21 protein-coding genes are annotated in these 21740 nt (G+C 72.1%); all 21 read right to left on the bottom strand.

The genetic code is table 11. The features are described from left to right. Positions 1-9: 9 nt before the first annotated feature. A complete protein-coding gene (locus ASF23_RS00625) occupies positions 10-246 on the bottom strand; it encodes a DUF6704 family protein (RefSeq protein WP_055947537.1) in 237 nt (78 codons plus the stop codon). Beyond that, a complete protein-coding gene (locus ASF23_RS00620) occupies positions 233-901 on the bottom strand; it encodes a Trp biosynthesis-associated membrane protein (RefSeq protein WP_055947534.1) in 669 nt (222 codons plus the stop codon). Before ASF23_RS00620 ends, ASF23_RS00625 begins: the two co-directional genes overlap by 14 nt. After that, entirely contained in the window at positions 898-2463 is a 1566-nt protein-coding gene (locus ASF23_RS00615) for an anthranilate synthase component I (protein ID WP_055947531.1), read from the bottom strand. The genes ASF23_RS00620 and ASF23_RS00615 overlap by 4 nt, the downstream gene beginning before the upstream one ends. Next, the gene (gene hisI / locus ASF23_RS00610; RefSeq protein ID WP_055947527.1) at positions 2456-2923 is read right to left on the bottom strand and encodes a phosphoribosyl-AMP cyclohydrolase; all 468 of its coding nucleotides are present in this window, start codon (positions 2921-2923) and stop codon (positions 2456-2458) included. The genes ASF23_RS00615 and hisI overlap by 8 nt, the downstream gene beginning before the upstream one ends. 8 nt (positions 2924-2931) lie before the next feature. After that, positions 2932-3693 (bottom strand): imidazole glycerol phosphate synthase subunit HisF, encoded by a 762-nt coding sequence (gene hisF, locus ASF23_RS00605; RefSeq protein ID WP_055947525.1) that lies wholly within the window; start codon positions 3691-3693, stop codon positions 2932-2934. Between the two features lie 16 nt (positions 3694-3709). Next, on the bottom strand, positions 3710-4549 hold the full coding sequence (gene hisG, locus ASF23_RS00600) for an ATP phosphoribosyltransferase (protein WP_055948977.1): 840 nt from the start codon (positions 4547-4549) through the stop codon (positions 3710-3712). An 88-nt stretch (positions 4550-4637) separates the two neighbouring features. After that, positions 4638-4901: a phosphoribosyl-ATP diphosphatase gene (locus ASF23_RS00595; RefSeq protein WP_055947523.1), complete on the bottom strand. Its 264-nt coding sequence runs from the start codon at positions 4899-4901 to the stop codon at positions 4638-4640. A 4-nt stretch (positions 4902-4905) separates the two neighbouring features. Next, positions 4906-5589, bottom strand: a complete 684-nt coding sequence (gene rpe / locus ASF23_RS00590) for a ribulose-phosphate 3-epimerase (protein ID WP_055947520.1) — start codon at positions 5587-5589, stop codon at positions 4906-4908. A 77-nt stretch (positions 5590-5666) separates the two neighbouring features. After that, on the bottom strand, positions 5667-7148 hold the full coding sequence (locus ASF23_RS00585; protein ID WP_055947517.1) for an RsmB/NOP family class I SAM-dependent RNA methyltransferase: 1482 nt from the start codon (positions 7146-7148) through the stop codon (positions 5667-5669). After that, entirely contained in the window at positions 7145-8098 is a 954-nt protein-coding gene (locus ASF23_RS00580; RefSeq protein WP_055947513.1) for a methionyl-tRNA formyltransferase, read from the bottom strand. Before ASF23_RS00580 ends, ASF23_RS00585 begins: the two co-directional genes overlap by 4 nt. A 55-nt stretch (positions 8099-8153) precedes the next feature. After that, positions 8154-10214, bottom strand: a complete 2061-nt coding sequence (locus ASF23_RS00575) for a primosomal protein N' (protein ID WP_162236665.1) — start codon at positions 10212-10214, stop codon at positions 8154-8156. A 7-nt stretch (positions 10215-10221) separates the two neighbouring features. After that, on the bottom strand, positions 10222-11448 hold the full coding sequence (gene metK / locus ASF23_RS00570) for a methionine adenosyltransferase (protein WP_055947510.1): 1227 nt from the start codon (positions 11446-11448) through the stop codon (positions 10222-10224). 32 nt (positions 11449-11480) lie between these two features. Further along, positions 11481-11750: a DNA-directed RNA polymerase subunit omega gene (gene rpoZ / locus ASF23_RS00565; RefSeq protein WP_055947506.1), complete on the bottom strand. Its 270-nt coding sequence runs from the start codon at positions 11748-11750 to the stop codon at positions 11481-11483. Between the two features lie 64 nt (positions 11751-11814). Beyond that, on the bottom strand, positions 11815-12747 hold the full coding sequence (gmk, locus tag ASF23_RS00560) for a guanylate kinase (protein WP_055947503.1): 933 nt from the start codon (positions 12745-12747) through the stop codon (positions 11815-11817). Beyond that, on the bottom strand, positions 12744-13628 hold the full coding sequence (gene pyrF, locus ASF23_RS00555) for an orotidine-5'-phosphate decarboxylase (protein WP_082473664.1): 885 nt from the start codon (positions 13626-13628) through the stop codon (positions 12744-12746). The genes gmk and pyrF overlap by 4 nt, the downstream gene beginning before the upstream one ends. Beyond that, entirely contained in the window at positions 13625-16933 is a 3309-nt protein-coding gene (carB, locus tag ASF23_RS00550; protein WP_055947500.1) for a carbamoyl-phosphate synthase large subunit, read from the bottom strand. Before carB ends, pyrF begins: the two co-directional genes overlap by 4 nt. Continuing rightward, on the bottom strand, positions 16933-18252 hold the full coding sequence (gene carA / locus ASF23_RS00545) for a glutamine-hydrolyzing carbamoyl-phosphate synthase small subunit (protein WP_082473663.1): 1320 nt from the start codon (positions 18250-18252) through the stop codon (positions 16933-16935). The genes carB and carA overlap by 1 nt, the downstream gene beginning before the upstream one ends. Beyond that, positions 18249-18779 carry a PH-like domain-containing protein gene (locus ASF23_RS00540; RefSeq protein ID WP_055947498.1) on the bottom strand — a complete coding sequence of 177 codons (531 nt, stop codon included), beginning with the start codon at positions 18777-18779 and terminating at the stop codon, positions 18249-18251. Before ASF23_RS00540 ends, carA begins: the two co-directional genes overlap by 4 nt. After that, entirely contained in the window at positions 18776-20173 is a 1398-nt protein-coding gene (locus ASF23_RS00535; RefSeq protein WP_055947495.1) for a dihydroorotase, read from the bottom strand. Before ASF23_RS00535 ends, ASF23_RS00540 begins: the two co-directional genes overlap by 4 nt. Further along, complete coding sequence (locus tag ASF23_RS00530; protein ID WP_055947493.1) at positions 20170-21150, bottom strand: aspartate carbamoyltransferase catalytic subunit; 981 nt, start codon at positions 21148-21150, stop codon at positions 20170-20172. The genes ASF23_RS00535 and ASF23_RS00530 overlap by 4 nt, the downstream gene beginning before the upstream one ends. Further along, complete coding sequence (gene pyrR / locus ASF23_RS00525) at positions 21150-21704, bottom strand: bifunctional pyr operon transcriptional regulator/uracil phosphoribosyltransferase PyrR (RefSeq protein WP_156364027.1); 555 nt, start codon at positions 21702-21704, stop codon at positions 21150-21152. The genes ASF23_RS00530 and pyrR overlap by 1 nt, the downstream gene beginning before the upstream one ends. Positions 21705-21740: the final 36 nt, after the last annotated feature.

Here is a 21740-nt window from a genome sequence, read left to right as displayed (position 1 = left end):
CGGGCGCCACTACTCGTGGGTGCGCGTGACGTACTTCGGACCGTTGACCCCGTAGCCGGCCTTCGCGAGGACACCGCCGGTGATGAGTCCGACGACCGCGAGTGCGGCGGCGGCCCACACGACCCAGGCGATCGCGAACCAGAAGGCGATCGTGCCGACGGCGAACGCCACCAGCATGATGATCACGGCGGTCCAGGCCGCCGGCGAGTGTCCCTCGCCGAGCTCTTCGGGCTCAGTGTTGCTCACGGTGCTCCTCGTGGTTCGGTTGGTCGTCCGGCCGGTCGTCCGGCCGGTCTTCCTGGCCAGTCGATCCTACCGTGCCGTCCGTCGGGTCGACGCCTGCGCTGAGATCGTCCCAGTCCACGACGGCGTCGCGCGGCTGATCGGCCGGGCGTGTCCGGCTCGTCGTCGCGCCGTACTTCCGGCTCGGCCCGGGCCAGGACCGCTGCACGACGAGCACGACGACGCCGAGCAGGGCGACGAGCACGCCGCCGGCGATCCCGACGATCGGCCACACGGTCGTGTCGATGCGCGTCACGACACCGCGGATCGCCGTCAGGTCGCTGACGCCCGTGACGTCGCCGATCGAACCGGACGCCGCACGCACCGGATCCGCGAGCGCACTGACACCCGTCACCACGACCCCGATCCCGAGGAGGACCTCGACGGCACCGAGCACGATCCGGACGACACGCCCGGCGATGGTCATCGCCAGGAGCACGGCCAGGCTCGCGATCGCGAGGGCGGAGTACGAGGTCGCCGCGACCGACCCGTCGGCGGTCACCGTCGTCGCCGTGGCGCTCGTGGCGTCGAGGTGCGCCGTGAACCAGGTCTGGGTCCACGCGAGGAGCACGACCCCGGTGACCAGGATCCCGATGACGACGACGAGGGGACGTCTCATGCGCGCACCGCGGTCATGCCGTTCGCCGTGGCGACGGCCCGGAGCGGTGCGGCCGCCTTGTTCTGGGCCTCGATGTGCTCGGACGCCGGGTCGGAGTCCGCCACGAGACCGGCGCCCGCCTGCACGTGCGCCACCCCGCCCTCGATCAGCGCCGTGCGGATCGCGATCGCCACGTCGGCGGACCCGGCGAAGTCGAAGTACCCGACGACGCCGCCGTAGACACCGCGCTGCGCCGGCTCGAGCTCGTCGATGATCTCGAGCGCCCGAGGCTTCGGGGCGCCGGAGAGCGTGCCCGCCGGGAACGTCGCGCGGAAGACGTCGATGGCACTCGCACCGTCGCGGATGGTGCCCTCGACGCTCGACACGAGGTGCATGATGTGGCTGAACCGCTCGACCTGCATGAACTCGGTCACGGCCACCGACCCGGGTTCGCAGACCTTCTGCAGGTCGTTCCGGGCGAGGTCGACGAGCATCAGGTGCTCCGCACGCTCCTTGGGGTCCGCGAGCAGGTCCTCGGCGAAGTGCACGTCCTCGTCCGGGGTCGCACCGCGCGGACGTGATCCGGCGATGGGGTGCGTCAGCGCGCGCCCGTCCTGCACCCGCACGAGGGCCTCGGGTGACGCACCGACGATCCAGTAGGGACGTCCCCGGGTCCCCGGCGCCGACGACGGGTCGGCGATGCCCTCGAGACTGAGGAAGTACATGTACGGGCTCGGGTTCAGTGTCCTGAGCACACGGTAGACGTCGAGCGGGTCGGCGGTGACCTCGTGGTCGAACCGCTGCGAGATGACCACCTGGAACACGTCGCCGTCGCGGATGTACTGCTTGGAGCGCTCGATCGCCGCCGCGTACTCCGCCGGGGTCGATCGGGCGACCGGGGTCGGGTCGGTCGCGGTGAACGGCTCGGTGACCGACGACGGTGTCGGCTGCACGAGGTCGGACTGCAGGCGGTCGAGCCGGTCCTGCGCGTCGCCCCACATGGTGTCGGGATCGTCGGTGCCGTCGGCGAGGACGCTCGCGACCAGCAGCACCGTGCCGGTCCGGTGGTCCATCGCCGCGAGCTCGGACACGAAGGCCATCGCCTGACCGGGCACGGCGAACTCCGCGGGCGGGGCGTCCGGGAGCGTCTCGAGCTGCCGGACCGCCTCCCACCCGATGAAGCCGACCGTCCCACCGACGAGGGGCGGCATCCCCGGGATGCGTGCCGTGGCCCAGCGGTCGTGGAGTCGGGCGAGGACGTCGAGCGGCGCTCCGTCGAGGCCGTCCGCACCGACGGCACGGTCGGCGGCGATGCCGGTGTCGATCCAGCGCGCGGCCGCGCCGTCCTGCGTCAGGACGCCGAAGCTCCGGACGCCGACGAAGGACCACCTGGACCACAGCCCGCCCTGGCCGGCCGACTCCAGGAGGAAGCTCCCGGGGCGGCCGTCGGCGAGCTTGCGGTACACACCGACGGGGGTCTCGCCGTCGGCGAAGAGCGCACGGACGACGGGGACGACACGGTGGTCGGTGACCAGGCCGTCGAACTCGGCACGGGTGGTCGTGTGGGCCTGCGGCTCAGCCACGGTCGGCCGTCCCCTCGTCGTCGGTGGGCGCACCCGCGGTGGGCGCACTCACGGTGGGCGCACTCGCGGTGGGCGCACTCGCGGTGGCCGGGTCGAGCGGGTCCACGTCGAAGCACCGGTGCGCACCCGTGTGGCACGCGGCACCCACCTGCTCCACCGTCACCAGGAGCGTGTCCGCGTCGCAGTCGAGGGCCGCTCCACGGACGTACTGGGCATGCCCCGACGTGTCGCCCTTCCGCCAGTACTCCTGCCGGGAACGCGACCAGAAGGTGACGCGACCCTCTGTCAGGGTCCGGCGGAGGGCCTCCCGGTCCATGTAGCCGAGCATCAGGACGTCCCTGGTGGAGGCCTCCTGCACGATCGCGGGGAGGAGGCCGTCGTCGGCGAAACGCGCGCGGTCGAGGACCGCCTCGGTGTCGCTGTCGGCCCGGGGGCTGGGGGTGTCCGTGCTGGTGACCATCTCGCTCCTCAGCGTACGGTGTGGCCCGATGCGCGGAGCGCGTCCTTGACGGCTCCGATGGTCATCTCGGCGCGGTGGAAGACACTGGCCGCGAGCACTGCGTCGGCACCCGCGTCGATCGCCGGGGCGAAGTGCTCGAGGCGACCAGCGCCTCCCGACGCGATCACCGGCACACTCGAGACCGCGCGGACCGCGCGGACGAGGTCCAGGTCGAAGCCGGCCTTCGTGCCGTCGGCGTCGATGGAGTTGACGAGGAGCTCCCCCGCACCGCGTTCCACGGCCTCCCGAGCCCAGGACACCGCGTCGATCTCGGTCGCACGACGACCGCCGTGCGTGGTGACCACGTACCCGGACGGCATCCGGTCGCTCCTCGCCACGTCGAGCGACAGGACGACGGCCTGCGCGCCGAACCGGTCGGCGATCTCGCCGACGAGCTCCGGGCGGGCGATGGCGGCGCTGTTCACGCCGATCTTGTCGGCGCCGCACTGCTGGAGCCGGCTGACGTCATCGACGCTCCGGACCCCGCCGCCGACGGTCAGCGGGATGAAGACCTGCTCGGCGGTCCGGGTGACCGTCTCGTACATGGTCGCGCGGTTCTCCACCGTCGCGGAGACGTCGAGGAACGTCAGCTCGTCGGCACCCTGCTCGTAGTAGCGCGCGGCGAGCTCGACCGGGTCACCGGCGTCCTGCAGGTCGAGGAAGTTCACACCCTTGACGACACGGCCGGCCGCGACGTCGAGACACGGGATGACACGGACTGCGACGGTCACTGGTCGTCCCCCGCCGTCAGAGCCGTGCCGCGGCGATCGGACTGACGAGGATCGCCCGCGCACCGAGGTCGTACAGCGCGTCCATGATGAGGTTCGTGTCCGCCGTCGGGATCATCACCCGCACCGCCGACCAGTCCCGGTCGTGGAGCGGCGAGACCGTCGGGGACTCGATGCCGGAGGCGATCGCCGTCGCCTGCTCGAGGAGCGCCGAGGGGATGTCGTAGTCGAGCATCACGTAGCCGCGCGCGACGAGCACCCCACGGAGCCGCCGCTGGAGCACGTCGATGCCCTTGATCGAGCTGTCCGTCGAGATGAGCACGGCCGTCGACTCGAGGATCACCGGCCCGAAGATCTCGAGTCCGGCCGCGCGGAGCGTGCTGCCCGTGGACACGACGTCCGCGACCGCGTCCGCGACCCCGAGCCGGACCGCGCTCTCCACGGCACCGTCGAGCTTGACCAGGGTCGACGTGACGCCCTGCTCGGCGAGGAAGTCCCCGACGAGCCCCGGGTAGCTCGTCGCGAGCCGGACGCCGTCGAGGTCCGCGAGCTCCTGGAACCGCCCGGGGGTCCCGGCGAACCGGAAGGTCGATCCCGCGAAGTCGAGCTCCTCGATCTCGTGCGCGGCGGACCCGGAGTCCAGCAGCAGGTCGCGCCCGGTGATGCCGACGTCGAGCGCGCCGGAGCCGACGTACGTGGCGATGTCGCGCGGCCGCAGGAAGAAGAACTCCACCCCGTTCCGCTCGTCCACCAGGTGGAGCGCCTTCGGGTCGCGGCGACCGGCGTAACCGGCCTCGCGGAGCATGTCGGCTGCGGTCTCGGAGAGCGAGCCCTTGTTGGGCACGGCGATGCGGAGCATCTTCTTGCTGCTTTCGGTCGGTGCTGCCTGGAGGGACGGGGCCGGGTCGATCCCGATGGTCACGGTGACGCGGGGTCACCGTGCGACATCAGAGATGTCGCCAGACGTCCTCCGGGGTCAGGCCCTTGGCGACGAGCAGCACCTGCAGGTGGTAGATCAGCTGGGAGATCTCCTCCGCGGTCCGGACGTCACCCTCGTACTCGGCAGCCATCCACACCTCGGCGGCCTCTTCCACGATCTTCTTGCCGATCTGGTGCACGCCGGCGTCCAGTTCGGCGACGGTGCCGGAGCCCTCGGGACGCGACAGCGCCTTCTCGGAGAGCTCGGCGAACAGGTCGTCGAAAGTCTTCACGGTCCTAGGCTACCCGTCCGTCGGCGGCGGCCCGTCCAGCGGACTCCGCGGCACGACGGAGCCCGGCGATGCGCTCCTCGGGCGCCCCGCCGAAGACCGCGGACCCGGCGACGAGGGTGTCCGCACCGCTCGTGACGGCCTGATCGACGGTGTCGAGTGCGATCCCGCCGTCGACCTCGAGCCACACGTCGAGCCCCGACGCGTCGACCGCGGCCCGCGCACGGCTGAGCTTCGGCATCACGTCGGGCATGAACGACTGCCCGCCGAAGCCCGGCTCGACGGTCATGAGCAGGATCATGTCGTACGCGTCGAGGTGCTCGAGGACGGGCGCGACGTCGGTCCCGGGCTTGACCGCGACGGCAGCACGCGCGCCGTTCGAGCGGATCGCCCGGGCGGTGGCCACGGGATCGGTCGCTGCCTCGAGGTGGAACGTCACGCTCGCCGCTCCGAGCTCGGCATAGGCCGGGGCGTTCCGGTCCGCGTCGGTGATCATGAGGTGCACGTCGAGCGGGATCGGTGACACCTGCTGGAGGCGCTCGACGACCGGGAGCCCGAGCGTCAGGTTCGGCACGAAGTGGTTGTCCATGACGTCGACGTGCACCATGTCGGCGGTGCTGATCCGCTGCAGCTCGCGCTCGAGGTTCGCGAAGTCGGCGGACAGGATGCTCGGGGAGATGCGGATCGTCACCGTGCGAGCCTACCGATCCACGACTGCACGAACGTGCGGGACCGGCCAGCCCGAACTCCACGGACCTGCGGGGCGGGTCAGCGCCGGCGGAGGAGGGCCACGAACATCGCGTCGGTGCCGATCCGGTGCGGCCAGAGCTGCACCGTCCGACCGTCGGCGACCTGCGGGTCCCGGGCTGCGACGGCGCGGACGACCTCCGCCGTGTCGAGCTGCTCGAGCACCGCTCCGTGCCGGCGCATCACGGCGTCGACCTGGCCCCGGGTCTCGGCGAGGTGCGGCGAACACGTGACGTAGGCGAGTGTCCCCCCGGGTGCGAGCGACCGGACGGCTGCGTCGAGGAGGTCCGACTGGAGCTCGGCGAGCTCGGTGACGTCCTCCGGGACCTTCCGCCACCGGGCCTCCGGTCGACGACGGAGTGCACCGAGGCCGGAGCACGGCGCGTCGAGGAGGATCCGGTCGTACCCACCCGCGGCCTCGACCCCCGTCGCGTCGTCGATCCCGAAGCGTCGTCCGTCGCCCTGGACCACCGTCACGACGTCGTCGAAGCGGGAGAGCGCCTGCCGCACGAGTCCGACGCGCGCCGGGGCGAGTTCGTTCGCCACGAGACTGGCACCGGTCCGCCTGGCTTCCGCCGCGAGGAGCGCCGCCTTGCCGCCGGGGCCGGCGCAGAGGTCGAGCCAGCGCTCCCCCGGACGGACCTCGGACGACCGGCTCAACGCGAGGGCGGCGAGCTGCGAGCCCTCGTCCTGCACGCGCATGCGGCCGTCGGCGACGGCGGGGATGCGCGCGGGGTCGCCGGCGACCCCACGGATGCCGATCGGCGACACCGACAGGTCGGCCCCCGTCGCATCCGCCGCCGCGTCGTCGACCAGGACGGGAGGCACGGCCTCCTCCGCAGCGTCGTCGCGCGTGATCGGGTCGGTCGGCTCGGCGAGGCCGGGGAGCGCGACGAGGCTCACCCGGGGTGCCGCGTTGTCCGCCGCGAGCAGTGCGACGAGTTCGTCCCGGGAGCGTTCCGCCGCGAGGGCGTCCCGCAGTGCACCGACGACCCATCGCGGGTGTGACCAGCGCGTGGCGAGCAGGTCGTCCCCGGTGAGTCCCCGGGTGATCTCGGCGTCCCAGGCCTCGAGGTCCTTGGCGGCCACCTTCCGGAGCACCGCGTTCACGAACCCGCTCGCGCGGCGCGCCCCGATCGCATGCGTCAGCTCGACCGTCTGGGACACGGCCGCGTGCGACGGCACCCGCATCCCGCAGAGCTGGTGCACGCCGAGACGGAGCACGTCGAGCACGTCCGCCTCGATGTTCGCGACCCGACGCCCGGACGCCGCCTCGATGACCGCGTCGTAGGTGCCGATCATCCGGATGGTGCCGTAGGTGAGCTCGGTCGCGAACCCGGCGTCGCGCGGGGTCAGCCCGGCACGGCGGATCCGCACCGGGAGCAGCAGGTTCGCGTAGGCGTCGTCGGCCTGCACCGCGCGGATGACGTCGAGGGCCACGCGCCGTGCGCTGGTCCCCGCGCCGCGGTTGCCCCAGCCCGAGCCGCGTCGAGAGTCCGTCATGCGAACGACACCCCCTCGAGGTCGCCGAGGCCCCTGGCCCACGCCGCTCCCGCCATGGGCGTCTTGCCCGCGGGCTGGACCTCGACCAGCTCGACGACGCCGTCGGTCGCACCGACGACCAGCCGCGCTCCGTCCAGCCGGAGGGCGCCGGGCGCGAGCGATGCGTCGGAGGAGGACGTGCCTCCCGTCCGACCGCCCTCGGGCGCGACCAGCGCGACCCGCTGGATCTTGACGCGCTGCTCGCCCACGTACGCGTACGCCCCCGGTTCCGGCGTGACCCCACGGACGTGCGCGTGCACGGCGGCCGACGGGCGGTCGAAGCGGACCCGGCCGTCGTCGATGGTGAGCTTCGGGGCGAGCGTCGGGGTGCCGGTCTGCGCCACCGCCACCGCGGATCCGTCCGCGATGCCGTCCACGACGTCGGCGACGACGTCGGCACCGAGGTCCGCCATCGTGGCGAGGACGTCGCCCGAGGTCGCCTCGGGGTCGATCGTGAACGGCGAGGTGGCGAACACCGGGCCCGCGTCGAGCGCCTCCACGAGCTGGAACACCGTCGCGGCGGTCACGCGGTCGCCCGCGAGGACGGCTCGTTGCACCGGTGCGGCACCGCGGTACTCGGGGAGGTCCGAGAAGTGCAGGTTGACCCACCCGTGCCGCGGGGTGTCGAGTGCCGCGCGACGGAGGAGTGCGCCGTACGCCACGATGACGCCGAGGTCGACGTCGAGTTCCGCGATCCTGGCCGTGACCTCGTCGTCGACGCGGGTGGCCTCGATCACGGGGATCCCGAGCTCCGCGGCGACGCTCGACACCGGCGTCGGTGTCATGACGCGCTTCCGCCCCTGCGGCGAGGCCGGTCGGGTGAGCGCGGCGACGACCTCGTGGTCGGAGGCCGCGAGGCGACGGAGGGTGGGGACTGCTGCGGCCGGGCTGCCGGCGACGACGAGGCGCATGGGCTCCGAGACGGTCGTGGGTCGATGGTGGGGGTGCGGCGGGCGGGCACGGGGCTCAGGCCTCGGCGAAGGGCTCGACGTCGTCCAACCGCACCCTGAGTGTAGGTGCCGCGCGGCGACGGTTCCCGCCCGGCAGGACCCGTCTGGTGGAGGACCGGCGGATGACCTCGGCCTTGAGCGTCGCCGCGACCTCGGTGCCGTGCGCGTACGGGAACCGCACGATCGCCCGGACCGTTCCCGCCGGGACGCTGCCCGCCGTGTCGAGGACCGGGACCGGACCGAGCACCGGCCCGACCGTGGCGTCGCCGAGCGCCTCGACCGCCGCGGAGACGGCGTCCTCGGTGCCGGTCAGGGTCGCGACCCGCACCGCCGGCGGGAAGTGCAGCTGTCGCCGGTCGCCGAGTTCCTCGTGCGCCGGGACGTCCAACCGCCACGTCGCCATGGCCGTCGCGAGCCGACCACCGATCCCGACGAGGTACACGGTCCCGCCGCGGGATGCGCGCGCCGCGGCGTTCGCCCAGATGCGCAGGACGTCCTCGGCGACGCGGAGACCCTCGCGCGCGAGCATCCGCTCCCCGTCGAGGAGCAGCACGCACGCGTAGCCGCCGGGAGCCGCGGGCTCGGCACCGCGGGTCGCCACGACGATCGCGGGCCGCTCGTCGACGGCGTCGATCGGCCGGCCGCCGTCCGCGACGACGATCCGCGTGCCGGGGAACGCGCGCCCGAGTTCGTCCGCGGTGCGCTGCGCGCCGTTGCCGACGGGTTTCAGCCGGCCACCGCCACACGTCGGGCAGCGGTACGCGACGGCGAGTGCGCCGCACCAGCGGCACTCCGGAGCACCGCCGGACATCTGGTTGCCGAGCGGGCCGCCGCACCGTCGACACGTGGCCCGCTCGCCGCAGTCCGCGCACACGAGTCCGGTCGCGAACCCGGGGCTGGCGACCTGCACGAGCACGGGCCCGTCACGGCTGGCGTCCCTGGCCGCCTTCCACGCGGAGGAGGGGATCCTGGCGTGGGCGAGCCAGCCCTCTGCAGCGGTCTGCTGCGCCGTCGGGACCACGCGCGGCGTGACGGCACGGAGAGGACGGACGTCCTCGAGCCAGCCGAGCTCGACGAGTCGCTGCACGTCGGTCGTCCTGGCGTGTGCCGCCAGCAGCAGCGACGCGCCGGACTGCGCCGTCCGGACGAGGGCGACGTCCCGGGTGTGCACGTACGGCGCACGCTGCTCGACGAACGACGGATCACCGTCGTCCCACATCGCGATGAGTCCGAGGTCCGTCGCCGGCGCGTAGACGGCCGTGCGGTTCCCGATCGCGACGACGGCCTCCGACGACGCCTGCAGCAGGGCCTTGGCGCGCTGGCCGTTCGTCTGCTTGGCGTCGAACCGGACCACGCGTTCGGCGGGCACGAACGACGTGACGGCCCGCTCGAGTTCGGCGAGGTCGCGGAAGTCCGGCACGATGAGCACCGCGGAGCGTTCGGTGGCGATCGTCCTGGCGGCGGCCTGCGCCATGGTCATCGCCCAGCCGGACACCCAGGAGTCGTCGGCGAGGCGCATCGGGTGCGCGACCGCGGTGAGCGCCGCGCGACCGCCGTTCACCACGAGCCGTTCGACGACGCCGTCGGGGTACGCGCTGATCGACGGGGCGAGGACCGCGGGGCGGACCACCGACGTGTCCCTGGCGAGGAACGCCTTCTCTGCGCGGACCTGCCGTGGCGGCACCGCGAGACGCAGGACGTCGCTGGCCACGCCCGCCGCTCGGTCGGCGACCGCACGCGCGAGTCGCCAGATCTCCGGCGCGAGCACCGGCACCGCGGACACGACGTCCTCGATGACGCTGAGCTCACCGGGGTAGGCGTTCTCGGAGAGCGTCTCGACGACGTACGCGTCCGCCATCCGGTTCCCGGTGCGGAGGGGCACCTTCACCCGCACACCGGGGACGCAGGTCTCCGCCATGGCGTCCGGGATGCGGTAGTCGAACAGCCGGTCGAGCTGCGGGAGCGGCGAATCCAGGACGACGCGAGCGATCACCGGCCGACGGGCATCGTCGACCGCCCGGTCCCCGACCGCACGCTGGACGTCAGCGACCGGCGGTCCGGCGTCGGCCCCGCTCATCGAGTGGTCAGACCGCGACGGGGACGAGCCCGGCTGCGACGCGGAGCTGCTCGACGCGGTCGAGCGTCTCCCAGGTGAACCCCGGGAGCTCCCGCCCGAAGTGGCCGTACGTCGCCGTCACCGCGTACTTCGGCTGGAGCAGGTCGAGGTCGCGGATGATCGCCGCGGGGCGGAGGTCGAACACCGACCGGATCGCCTCGGTGATGACGTCGTCCGCCACGTGTCCGGTGCCGAAGGACTCCACGTAGAGCCCGACGGGGGCCGCGCGACCGATCGCGTAGGCGACCTGCACCTCGAGCCGGTCCGCGAGCCCCGCCGCGACGGCGTTCTTCGCGACCCAGCGCATGGCGTAGGCGGCAGAGCGGTCGACCTTCGACGGGTCCTTGCCGCTGAACGCGCCACCACCGTGCCGCGATGCACCGCCGTACGTGTCGACGATCACCTTCCGGCCGGTGAGCCCGGCGTCACCCTGTGGGCCGCCGATCTCGAACTTGCCCGTCGGGTTCACGATGATCTCGACGTGCGACCAGTCGAGGTCGGACTGTGCGAGCACCGGAGTGATCACGTGCTCCGTGACCTCGGCGGTCAGGTCGTCGAGGGAGATGCTCGGCGCGTGCTGGGTCGAGACCACGACGGTCTCGACCGTCCTGGGCACGACGCCGTCGTACCCGACGGTGACCTGTGTCTTGCCGTCGGGACGGAGGAACGTCAGCTCGCCGGACTTCCGGACGGCCGCGAGCCGCTCGGCGAGGCGATGGGCGAGCCAGATCGCGACCGGCATGTACTCGGGCGTCTCGTTCGTCGCGAACCCGAACATGATCCCCTGGTCGCCGGCACCCTGGCGGTCGAGCGGGTCTCCCCCGTCGACACCCGTCGCGGCGGCGGTCCGTGCGTCGAGCGAGACGTCCACGCCCTGCGCGATGTCCGGGGACTGCGATCCGATCGAGACCTCGACGCCGCAGGTCCGGCCGTCGAAGCTGACCTCCGACGAGTTGTAGCCGATGCCGGTGATGACGTCACGGACGATCGTCGGGATGTCGACGTACCCGGACGTCGTGACCTCACCCGCCACGTGCACGAGGCCGGTGGTGACGAGCGTCTCCACCGCCACACGACTCGCCGGGTCGACCGTCAGGAGGGCATCGAGGATCCGGTCCGAGATCTGGTCGCAGATCTTGTCCGGGTGGCCCTCGGTGACGGACTCCGACGTGAAGAGGCGCAGTGCGGCAGGCACGTGATCAGGACGCAACGTGTCGATGAGCCGGGTCAGGCGACGGGAGCGGCGGCCTGCGGCGTCGCGGTGAGCTTGTCCTCGTTGATCTCGTGCATCGCCACGGACAGCGGCTTGTCGTCGATCGTGGAGTCCACGAGCGGTCCGACGTTGTCGAAGAGCGAACCCTCGTGCAGGTCGGCGTAGTAGTCGTTGATCTGCCGGGCGCGCTTGGACGCGAAGATCACGAGGGCGTACTTCGACTCGACCTTGGAGAGCAGGTCGTCGATGGGCGGGTCGATGATGCCCTTGGAACGGTCGGCCATGGTGACTCCTCGATGTGCGATGCGAACAGGTGCTGATGCGTGCGGGCGCGCGAGACGAACGGTCTCAGCGCGCGAGGAACAAGTCTACGACCTCTTGCGCCGCGGTGCTGACATCCGAGTTCACGATCCGCACGTCGAACTCGTCCTGCGCGGCGAGCTCGACCTTCGCGGTGTCGAGCCGGCGCTGCTGCTCGGCGGCTTCCTCGGTGCCGCGGCCGATGAGCCGGCGGACCAGTTCCTCCCACGTCGGCGGCAGGAGGAAGACCAGCACGGCCTCCGGCATCGCGGTGCGCACCTGTCGGGCGCCCTGCAGGTCGATCTCGAGCATGACCTTCTTGCCGTCGTCGAGCGCGGCGTCGATCGGCGGGCGGGGCGTGCCGTAGCGGTACGAGTTGTGCACCACGGCCCACTCGAGCATCTCGTGGTCGGCGACCATGCGGTCGAACTCTGCGTCGTCGACGAAGTAGTAGTGCACGCCGTCGATCTCGCCCGGACGCGGCGCGCGCGTCGTCGCGGAGACACTCAACAGCACCTCGGGGTGGTGCTCGCGGATGTAGGCCGAGACGGTGCCCTTGCCGACGGCGGTCGGTCCGGCGAGCACGACGAGCTTGGACGAGCCGCGAGACCTGCTGGACCGGGCGACGAACCAGTCGGCGAGCTCACCCCGCTGTCGGACTCCGAGGCCGCCGAGCCGCTTCGAGGGTGCGATGCGCAGCGACCCCATCACGATCTCCGCACGCGCGGGGCCGATGCCCTGGATGCTCGTGAGGAGGTCGCGGACCCGCATGGACCGCTCGGCCGATGCGGGATCCGCGTCGGCGGTGTCGACCGGCAGCGGGGTCCAGGCGGCCTGGGCCACCTCGAGCGGGGTCCGGACCCCGGCCGCGACGTCGGCCTTCACCGCGGCGCGGGCGCGACGAGCGGCCACGGCGGCACGTGCGGCCGCGACGCGATCGACGTCGGGGGGTGTCTGACCAGGGGCGTCCGTGCCGCTCACGCCAGGGCCGCCGCGATCCGCTCGGCGCGGTCGGCGACGAGACGCCGCACGCCGGCGGGGCCGTCCCCGAGGAGCCCACGGGACTCGTTGACGAGCACCTGGTCGGCGATCCCACCGAACACCGTGCGGAGGTCCTCGATGCGCGCGCCCTGTGCACCGAACCCCGGTGCGAGGACCGGCGAGGTCGCCACGGCACGCTCGGTGATGCCGAAGTCCGTCAGGTCGAGGGTCGCGCCGAGCACGAGGCCGAGGGATCCCATCCCCGCCCCGTCCGCACGTCGGTTGTCGTCTGCCACGTCATCGACCATACCGGCGGCCAGCGACACCCCGGAACGCGGCCCCTCCTGCACGAGCGCCGTCTGGACGGACCGGCCCTCGGGGTTGCTCGTCGCGCCGAGGACGAAGAGCCCGGCGCCGTTCGTCCTGGCGGTCCTGATCGTGCCCGCGAGCGCGCCGAACCCGAGGTACGGCGAGACCGTCAGCGCGTCGGAGGCCAGCGGCGACCCGGCGTCGAGCCACGCGGCCGCGTAGGCGTCCCCCGTGGTGCCGATGTCACCGCGCTTGGCGTCCGCGATGACGAGGAGGCCGGCGTCCCGTGCCCGCCGGATGGTCGTCTCGAGCGCCCGGTACCCGCTCGAGCCGGCCGCCTCGAAGAACGCCACCTGGGGCTTCACCGCGGCGGCGCGCCCCGCCGCGGCGTCGACGAGGACCGCACCGAACTCGGTCAGGCCCGCCTCGTCGCGCGACAGCCCCCACGCGTCGAGCGTGGCCACGTGCGGATCGATGCCGACGCAGAGCGCCGAACGCGACCGCATGGCGGACTGGAGGCGCGTGCCGAACGACACCGCGCCTCCCGTCCGCCCTGCGGTTGCGCTGGTCACCAGGTCGCTCGCTCGAGCGCGTAGTCCTGCAGGCTCCGCACGGAGTGCGGTGTCCCGATCGTCTCGATCGCCGCGACGGCGGCGCCGAGCTGCGCGATGGTCGTGAAGATCGGCTTGTCCGCCGCCACGGTCGCAGCGCGGATCTCGTAGCCGTCCGCGCGACCCGCCGCACCCGACGGCGTGTTGATCACGATGTCGACCTCGTCGCGCGCGAGCAGGTCGACGACGCTCTCGCCGCCGGCGCTGTACTTGCCGACGAGCCCGACCTCGATCCCGTTCCGACGGAGGATCTCCGCGGTGCCCTCGGTCGCGATGATCGTGAAGCCGAGCTGCTGGAGGCGGTGCACCGGCAGGACGATCGCGCGCTTGTCGGTGTCGGCGACGCTCACGAAGACCGTGCCCGACGTCGGCAGTCCGCCGTACGCCGCGATCTGGCTCTTCAGGAACGCCCGTGGGAAGTCGCGGTCGATGCCCATCACCTCGCCGGTGGAGCGCATCTCCGGGCTCAGCACACTGTCGACGACCTGGCCGTCCTTGGTGCGGAACCGGCGGAAGGGCAACACGGCCTCCTTGACCGCGACCGGTGCCTGCATCGGCACGACCGACCCGTCGCGCTCGGGCAGCAGGCCCTCGGCGATGAGCTCGCCGATGCTCGTACCGGTCATCACGCGCGCGGCGGCCTTGGCCAGGGCGATCCCGAGCGCCTTCGAGACGAATGGCACCGTGCGGCTCGCGCGGGGGTTCGCCTCGATCACGTAGAGGACCCCGGCGGCGATCGCGAACTGCACGTTGAGCAGGCCGTTCACGCCGACGCCGCGGGCGATCTTCTCGGTCGCGACCCGGACGGCGTCGATCTCACCGCGTCCGAGGCCGACCGGGGGCAGCGTGCACGCCGAGTCGCCGGAGTGGATGCCGGCCTCCTCGATGTGCTCCATGATGCCGCCGACGTAGAGCGTCTCGCCGTCGAAGAGTGCGTCGACGTCGATCTCCACGGCGTCGTCGAGGAACCGGTCGACGAGGAGCGGGAGGTCCGGGCCGATGATCGCCTGGTCCTCGACGCGGTCGAAGTAGTCGCTGAGCGACGGGGTGTCGTAGACGATCTCCATGCCGCGACCACCGAGCACGAAGGACGGACGGACGAGGACCGGGTAGCCGATCTCCTCGGCGACCGCGGTGGCGCTCGACAGGTCGTGCGCCGTGCCGTTGCGGGGCGCGAGCAGCCCGGCCTCGTCGAGGATCGCGGAGAACTGCCCGCGCTCCTCGGCCGAGTCGATCGCCGTCGGGGTCGTGCCGAGGATCGGGATCCCGGCCGCCTCGAGGGGCTTCGCGAGGCCAAGTGCGGTCTGCCCGCCGAGCTGCACCACGACGCCGACGAGCTCGCCGGACGCCGACTCGGCCTCGATGACCTCGAGGACGTCCTCGGCGGTGAGCGGCTCGAAGTACAGGCGGTCGGACGTGTCGTAGTCGGTGGAGACCGTCTCGGGGTTGCAGTTGATCATGATGGTCTCGAACCCGGCGTCGTTCAGCGCGAACGACGCGTGCACGCAGGAGTAGTCGAACTCGACGCCCTGCCCGATGCGGTTCGGTCCCGACCCGAGGATGACGACCTTCTTCCGATCGCTCGGCACGACCTCGGACTCGGAGTCGTAGCTCGAGTAGTGGTAGGGCGTCAGGGCCGGGAACTCGCCCGCGCACGTGTCGACGGTCTTGAAGACCGGGCGGACACCGAGCGCGTGCCGGGCGGCCCGGACCGCGAGCTCGTCGGTCACGGTCCCGTCGGCACCCGTCGCGCGCCCGCTCCGGAGGCCGGCGATCTGCAGGTCGCTGAACCCGTGCTGCTTCGCCCAGCGGAGGGTGTCGGCATCGAGTTCCGGGGCGTCACGGACCTCGGCGGCGACCTCGTTGATGAGCACGATCTGGTCGATGAACCACGGGTCGATGCCGGTGGCGTCGAAGACCTCGGCGCTCGTGGCGCCGGCGTACAGCGCCTGCTGCACGGTGACGATGCGGCCGTCGGTCGGGACCGAGGCCACCTCGAGCAGGTGGGCCTTGTCGAGCTCCGCGGCCGGGGTGTCCCAGTGGAAGCTCGACCCGCGCTTCTCGAGGCTGCGGAGCGCCTTCTGGAGGGCGGTGACGTAGTTCCGGCCGATGGCCATCGCCTCGCCGACGCTCTTCATCGTCGTGGTCAGCGTGGCGTCGGCCGCCGGGAACTTCTCGAACGCGAACCGCGGGACCTTGACGACGACGTAGTCGAGCGTCGGCTCGAAGCTCGCCGGTGTGACGCCCGTGATGTCGTTCTGGATCTCGTCGAGCCGGTAGCCGATCGCGAGCTTCGCCGCGATCTTGGCGATCGGGAACCCGGTGGCCTTCGACGCGAGGGCACTCGACCGTGAGACGCGCGGGTTCATCTCGATGACGATCACCCGGCCGTTCGCCGGGTCGATCGCGAACTGGATGTTGCAGCCACCGGTGTCGACCCCGACACGGCGGATGATGTCGATGCCGATGTCGCGGAGGTTCTGGTACTCGCGGTCGGTGAGCGTCAGGGCCGGGGCGACCGTGATCGAGTCCCCCGTGTGCACGCCGACCGGGTCGACGTTCTCGATCGAGCAGACGACGACGGTGTTGTCGAAGTTGTCCCGCATCAGCTCGAGTTCGTACTCCTTCCAGCCGAGGATCGACTCCTCCATCAGGACCTCGGTCGTCGGGCTCGCGTGCAGGCCGTCGCCGACCATCCGGACGAGCTCGTCCACGGTGTACACGAGACCGGAGCCGAGACCGCCCATGGTGAAGGACGGCCGGATGACGAGCGGGTACCCGAGGTCCTCGGCGAACGCCTTGGCCTCGTCGACGGTGTGCGCGATGTGGCTCCTGGCGACGTCCGCGCCGGACTCGAGCACGAGCGTCTTGAAGAGCTGCCGGTCCTCACCGCGCTGGATCGCGTCGACCTTCGCACCGATGAGCTCGACGCCGTGCCGCTCGAGGATCCCGGCCTCGTCGAGCGCGATCGCCGCGTTGAGGGCGGTCTGGCCGCCGAGGGTCGGGAGCACTGCGTCCGGACGCTCGAGCTTGATGATCTCCTCGAGGGAGGCGTTCGTGATCGGCTCGATGTACGTGGCGTCGGCGAAGTCCGGGTCGGTCATGATCGTCGCCGGGTTCGGGTTGACCAGGATGACTCGGATGCCCTCGCTGCGGAGGACGCGGCACGCCTGGGTACCGGAGTAGTCGAACTCGGCGGCCTGCCCGATGACGATCGGCCCGGAGCCGATCACCAGGACGGAGGAGATGTCTGCGCGCTTCGGCATCAGTTGCTGCTTTCGTTCGTCGAGGCGGTCGTCGGTGCGGTCGTCGAGGCGATCGTCGGTGCGGGCATGGGTGCGTTCGTCGAGGCGGTCGGGACCGGTGCGCCGGACCCGGCCCCGGGCCTCCCGTCCGTCCCTGCCGGTGACCCTGCCGGTGTGGTGGCGTCAGCCGTCGCCGCGTCGAGCGGCTCCCCGGCCTTCCGCGCCACGACCATGTCCCGGAACCGGTCGAAGAGGTACATGCTGTCGTGCGGTCCGGCGGCCGCCTCGGGGTGGTACTGCACGCTGAACGCCGGGATGTCGAGGGCGCGGAGTCCCTCGACCACGTCGTCGTTCAGGCTGTGGTGACTCACCTCGACGCGACCGAACCCTGCGGGCGAGTCGAGCGTCTCCCCGATCGGGGCGTCGACCGCGAACCCGTGGTTCTGGCTCGTGATCTCGACCTTGCCGGTGGTCGTGTCGAGCACCGGCTGGTTGATGCCGCGGTGCCCGAACGGCAGCTTGTAGGTGCCGAACCCGAGCGCCCGCCCGAGGAGCTGGTTCCCGAAGCAGATGCCGAAGAAGGGCCGACCGTCGCGGAGGCTCTCCTGCAGGAGCGCGACGTGCGCGTCCGATGCCGACGGGTCGCCCGGCCCGTTGGAGTAGAAGAGCGCGTCCGGGTCGAGCTCGCGGAGCCGGTCGATGGTGACGTCCTGCGGGAGCACGTGCACCTCGAACCCGCGGGCGGCGAGGTAGCGGACCGTGCTCGTCTTGACCCCGAGGTCGAGGACCCCGAGGCTGCCGATGCGCTCGCCCTCCGGTTCGACCACGTACTCGTCCGCCGTGGAGACCTCGGCGGACAGGTTCCGGCCGACCATCCCGTCCTGCTCGGTGACGATGCGGAGGCGCTCGCCCTCGTCGAGGTCGAGGTCGGCGCCACTGAACACCCCGCCCTTCATCGCACCGGTGTCGCGGATGCGGCGGGTGATCGCCCGCGTGTCCACACCCGAGATGCCGACGATGCCGTCGCGCTCCAGGTGCTCGTCGAGGCTCGCGGTCGCGCGGTGGTTCGACACGACGCGGCTCGGGTCGCGCACGACGTAGCCGGCGACCCAGATCCGCCCGGACTCCGGGTCCTCGTCGTTGACGCCGGTGTTCCCGATGTGCGGTGCGGTCTGCACCACGATCTGCCCCGCGTAGGACGGGTCGGTGAGCGTCTCCTGGTACCCGGTCATCCCGGTGGCGAAGACGACCTCGCCGAGCGTGCGGCCGCGGGCGCCGTAGGCCCATCCCTCGTGTTCGGTGCCGTCCTCGAGGACGAGCAGTGCCCGTTCGCGTGTCATCGTTCTCCTTCGTCGCCCGCAAGCGGGTCCTTCGTGTCGTTGCTGATCGGTCCCCGGAGCGCTGCGAGCACGCCCGCGTCACCCGCCGGGAACCGGAAGTAGCTGTCCAGGTCCGTCGCACCCGCGGCGCCGGTCGCCGTCCATCGCAGTCGGACGAGTCCGCCCGGCTCGACCACGCGGTCGATCGCGGCGGTCGCGCGGTCCGCACCGCGGACGTCGGACCACGCCACGAAGCGGTCGTCCGCGCCGGCGAGCGTCATCACCACACCACGGTCGTGGGTGCGGACACCACCGCGACCCCGGAAGCCCCACGGACCGGACGCGATCCGCTGCAGCGGGTCGTCGGCGACGGTCGTCGCCACGTAGAAGCCGTCGAACTCCGCGGTCGCGGCTCCGAGGTCGGCCGGCACACGGACGGGAGGCACGACCTCCGCCTGACGTCGGCTGCGCGTCCGCCAGGTGCGCGCCATCGCGAGGAACAGCGCGGCGACGGCGAGCAGGATGATCGCGCCGGCGAGCCACCTCATGCGGGGGCCCCCGCCGGTGCCACGCCTGCGGTTCCGGCTGCTGCTGCGGCGGCTGCGGCTGCTGCTGCGGCGGCGATCTCCTCGGTGGGCCGGACCGTGCCGTCGAGGACCGTCGGGTACCCGTGATGGAAGGTGGCGACGACCCGCCCGGGCAGCGTCATGCCGAGGTACGGCGAGTTCGACGACTGGCCGGCGAGGTCGGTGACGGCGAACTCCCGAGCCGCGGACGGGTCGTAGAGCGTGAACTCCGCCGGCGCGCCGACGACGACACCCTGCCCGTGGCCGGAGACCTGGCCGATGCGTGCCGGTGCCTCGCTGAGCACCCGCGCGACGTCCGTCCAGTCGAGCTGTCCGGTGCTCACGACGGCGGCGTGCACGACGCTCAGCGCGGACTCGAGGCCGACCATGCCGTTCGCGGCGGCCGGCCACTCGCAGCACTTCGCCTCGGCCGGGTGCGGCGCGTGGTCGGTCGCGACGATGTCGATCGTGCCGTCGGCCAGCGCCGCACGGAGGGCGTCGACGTCCTCGCGACGCCGGAGCGGCGGGTTCACCTTGTACCGGGCGTCGTAGCCGGCCGCGCCGTCGGCCCCGGCGATGAGGTCCTCGGTGAGCAGCAGGTGGTGCGGGGTGACCTCGGCCGTGACGGCGATGCCCCGCGACTTGGCCCAGCGGATGACCTCGACACTGCCGGCGGTCGACACGTGGCAGACGTGGAGCCTGGCCCCGACGTGGTCGGCGAGCAGGACGTCGCGGGCGATGATCGACTCCTCCGCCACGGACGGCCACCCGGCGAGACCCAGCTCGGCGGACAGCGCGCCCTCGTTCATCTGCGCGTCCACCGTGAGTCGGGGGTCCTGCGCGTGCTGCGCGAGGACACCGTCGAAGCCCTTGATGTACTCGAGCGCCCGACGCATGAGCAGCGGATCGGCGACGCAGGACCCGTCGTCGGAGAAGACCCTGACCCTGGCGCGGGACGTCGCCATCGCGCCGATCTCGGAGAGGTGCGTGCCCTGGAGTCCCTGGGACACCGCTCCGATCGGGCGGACCGTCACGTAGCCCGCCGCGTCTCCGAGCGCCTGTACCTGCTCGACGACCCCGGCGGTGTCCGCGACCGGCGAGGAGTTCGCCATCGCGTTGACGGCGGTGAAACCGCCGGCAGCGGCCGCGCGCGATCCGCTGAGCACGGTCTCGGACTCCTCGTGGCCGGGCTCCCGCAGGTGCGTGTGCAGGTCGACGAGGCCGGGCAGGGCGAGGAGCCCGTCCGCGTCGACGACCGTGGCGCCGGTGGTGTCCAGTCCGGACCCGACCGCTCGGATGCGGCCGCCCTCGACGCGGATGTCCGCGCGGGTGCCGTCGACGAGCTGAGCGCTGCGGATCAGATGTGCTGCGGTCATGCTGTCGCCTCCTGGCTGGTGGACGTCGGTGCTGGCGTCGCTTCGCTCGTCATGGTCAGGTACAGCGCCGCCATCCGCACCGACACGCCGTTCTCGACCTGCTCGACGATCGTCGAGCGGGGGTCGTCTGCCGCGACCCCGGCGATCTCGAGCCCGCGGTTCATCGGTCCGGGGTGCATCACGAGGGTCCGCACGTCGAACCGGGCGAACCGCTGCGCCGTCAGCCCCCAGTGCCGCGTGTACTCGCGCGGGTTCGGGAAGAAGGCCTCGTTCATCCGCTCCTGCTGGATCCGGAGCATCATCACGACGTCCGGATCCTCCGCGAGGGCGACGTCGAGGTCGTGGTGCACCGCGGCGCCGAACGGCTCGGGCGTCGACGGCAGGAGCGTCGGCGGCGCGGCGAAGGTCACGTGTGCGCCGAGCGTCCGGAGGAGCCAGGCGTTCGACCGTGCGACCCGGGAATGCAGCACGTCGCCGACGATGAGGACCCGTACGCCGTCGAGGTCGCGTCCCCGGGAACCGACACCGTGGATCCGACGACGCATGGTGAACGCGTCGAGCAGGGCCTGTGTCGGATGCTCGTGCGTGCCGTCGCCGGCGTTCACGACCGCGGCGTCGATCCACGCGCTGTCGGCGAGGACGCGCGGCGCGCCCGACGCCCCGTGCCGGATGACGATCCCGTCGACACCCATCGCGCCGAGGGTCTGGACGGTGTCCTTGAGCGACTCGCCCTTCGAGACGCTCGAGCCCTTGGCCGCGAAGTTGATGACGTCGGCGGACAGGCGCTTCGCCGCTGCCTCGAAGGAGATCCGCGTGCGCGTCGAGTCCTCGAAGAACAGGTTCACGACGGTCTTGCCGCGGAGGGCGGGGAGCTTCTTCACCTCGCGCGAACTGACCTCGGCCATCTCCTCGGCGACGTCGAGCAGGGTGATCGCGTCGTCGCGGGACAGGTCCTTCGTCGAGAGCAGGTGTCGCATCAGGCCACCCCGCCCTCGATGACGACCTCGTCGACACCGTCGGTCTCGGCGAGGTGCAACGAGATCCGCTCCGCGAGCGCGGTCGGCAGGTTCTTGCCGACGTGGTCGGCACGGATCGGGAGCTCCCGGTGCCCGCGGTCGACGAGGACCGCGAGTCGGACCGCCCGCGGACGACCGATGTTCTGGATCGCGTCGAGGGCCGCCCGGATCGTCCGGCCGGAGAAGAGGACGTCGTCCACGAGCACCACGACCTTGCCGTCGATGCCACCGGCCGGGATCACGGTCCGCTGCGGTGTCCGGCCGAGGCCACGGCCCAGGTCGTCCCGGTGCATGGTGACGTCGAGACGGCCGACACGCTCGGACGCCGGACCGAAGGTCTCGGGTTCGATCGACTCGAGCACCGCGCCGAGACGGTCCGCGAGCACGACGCCCCGGGTGGGGATCCCGAGGACCACGAGGTCGGAGGCCCCGGAGTTGGCCTCGAGGATCTCGTGGGCGATACGCGTCAGCGCGCGCGTGATGTCGGATTGCTGCAGGACCGTTCTGGTTCCCACGGCGACCTCCTTCCCCGCCTCACAGGACGGCATTAA

This window comes from Curtobacterium sp. Leaf261 (assembly GCF_001422205.1).
In the GTDB taxonomy this organism is placed as follows: Bacteria; Actinomycetota; Actinomycetes; order Actinomycetales; family Microbacteriaceae; genus Curtobacterium.
Note: the sequence above shows the minus strand (reverse complement) of the source record. Positions and strands in the feature narration are given on the sequence as shown.

What these genes read in the sequence shown, in the direction of transcription:
- ASF23_RS00585 (WP_055947517.1), bottom strand. Translation starts at nt 7,148, where the DNA reads ATGACGGACTCTCGACGCGGCTCGGGCTGGGGCAACCGCGGCGCGGGG.
- ASF23_RS00620 (WP_055947534.1), bottom strand. Translation starts at nt 901, where the DNA reads ATGAGACGTCCCCTCGTCGTCGTCATCGGGATCCTGGTCACCGGGGTC.
- hisG (WP_055948977.1), bottom strand. Translation starts at nt 4,549, where the DNA reads ATGCTCCGCATCGCCGTGCCCAACAAGGGCTCGCTCTCCGAGACCGCA.
- hisI (WP_055947527.1), bottom strand. Translation starts at nt 2,923, where the DNA reads ATGGTCACCAGCACGGACACCCCCAGCCCCCGGGCCGACAGCGACACC.
- ASF23_RS00580 (WP_055947513.1), bottom strand. Translation starts at nt 8,098, where the DNA reads ATGCGCCTCGTCGTCGCCGGCAGCCCGGCCGCAGCAGTCCCCACCCTC.
- carB (WP_055947500.1), bottom strand. Translation starts at nt 16,933, where the DNA reads ATGCCGAAGCGCGCAGACATCTCCTCCGTCCTGGTGATCGGCTCCGGG.
- ASF23_RS00540 (WP_055947498.1), bottom strand. Translation starts at nt 18,779, where the DNA reads ATGAGGTGGCTCGCCGGCGCGATCATCCTGCTCGCCGTCGCCGCGCTG.
- rpoZ (WP_055947506.1), bottom strand. Translation starts at nt 11,750, where the DNA reads ATGGCCGACCGTTCCAAGGGCATCATCGACCCGCCCATCGACGACCTG.
- ASF23_RS00535 (WP_055947495.1), bottom strand. Translation starts at nt 20,173, where the DNA reads ATGACCGCAGCACATCTGATCCGCAGCGCTCAGCTCGTCGACGGCACC.
- carA (WP_082473663.1), bottom strand. Translation starts at nt 18,252, where the DNA reads ATGACACGCGAACGGGCACTGCTCGTCCTCGAGGACGGCACCGAACAC.
- ASF23_RS00530 (WP_055947493.1), bottom strand. Translation starts at nt 21,150, where the DNA reads ATGCGACACCTGCTCTCGACGAAGGACCTGTCCCGCGACGACGCGATC.
- ASF23_RS00575 (WP_162236665.1), bottom strand. Translation starts at nt 10,214, where the DNA reads ATGAGCGGGGCCGACGCCGGACCGCCGGTCGCTGACGTCCAGCGTGCG.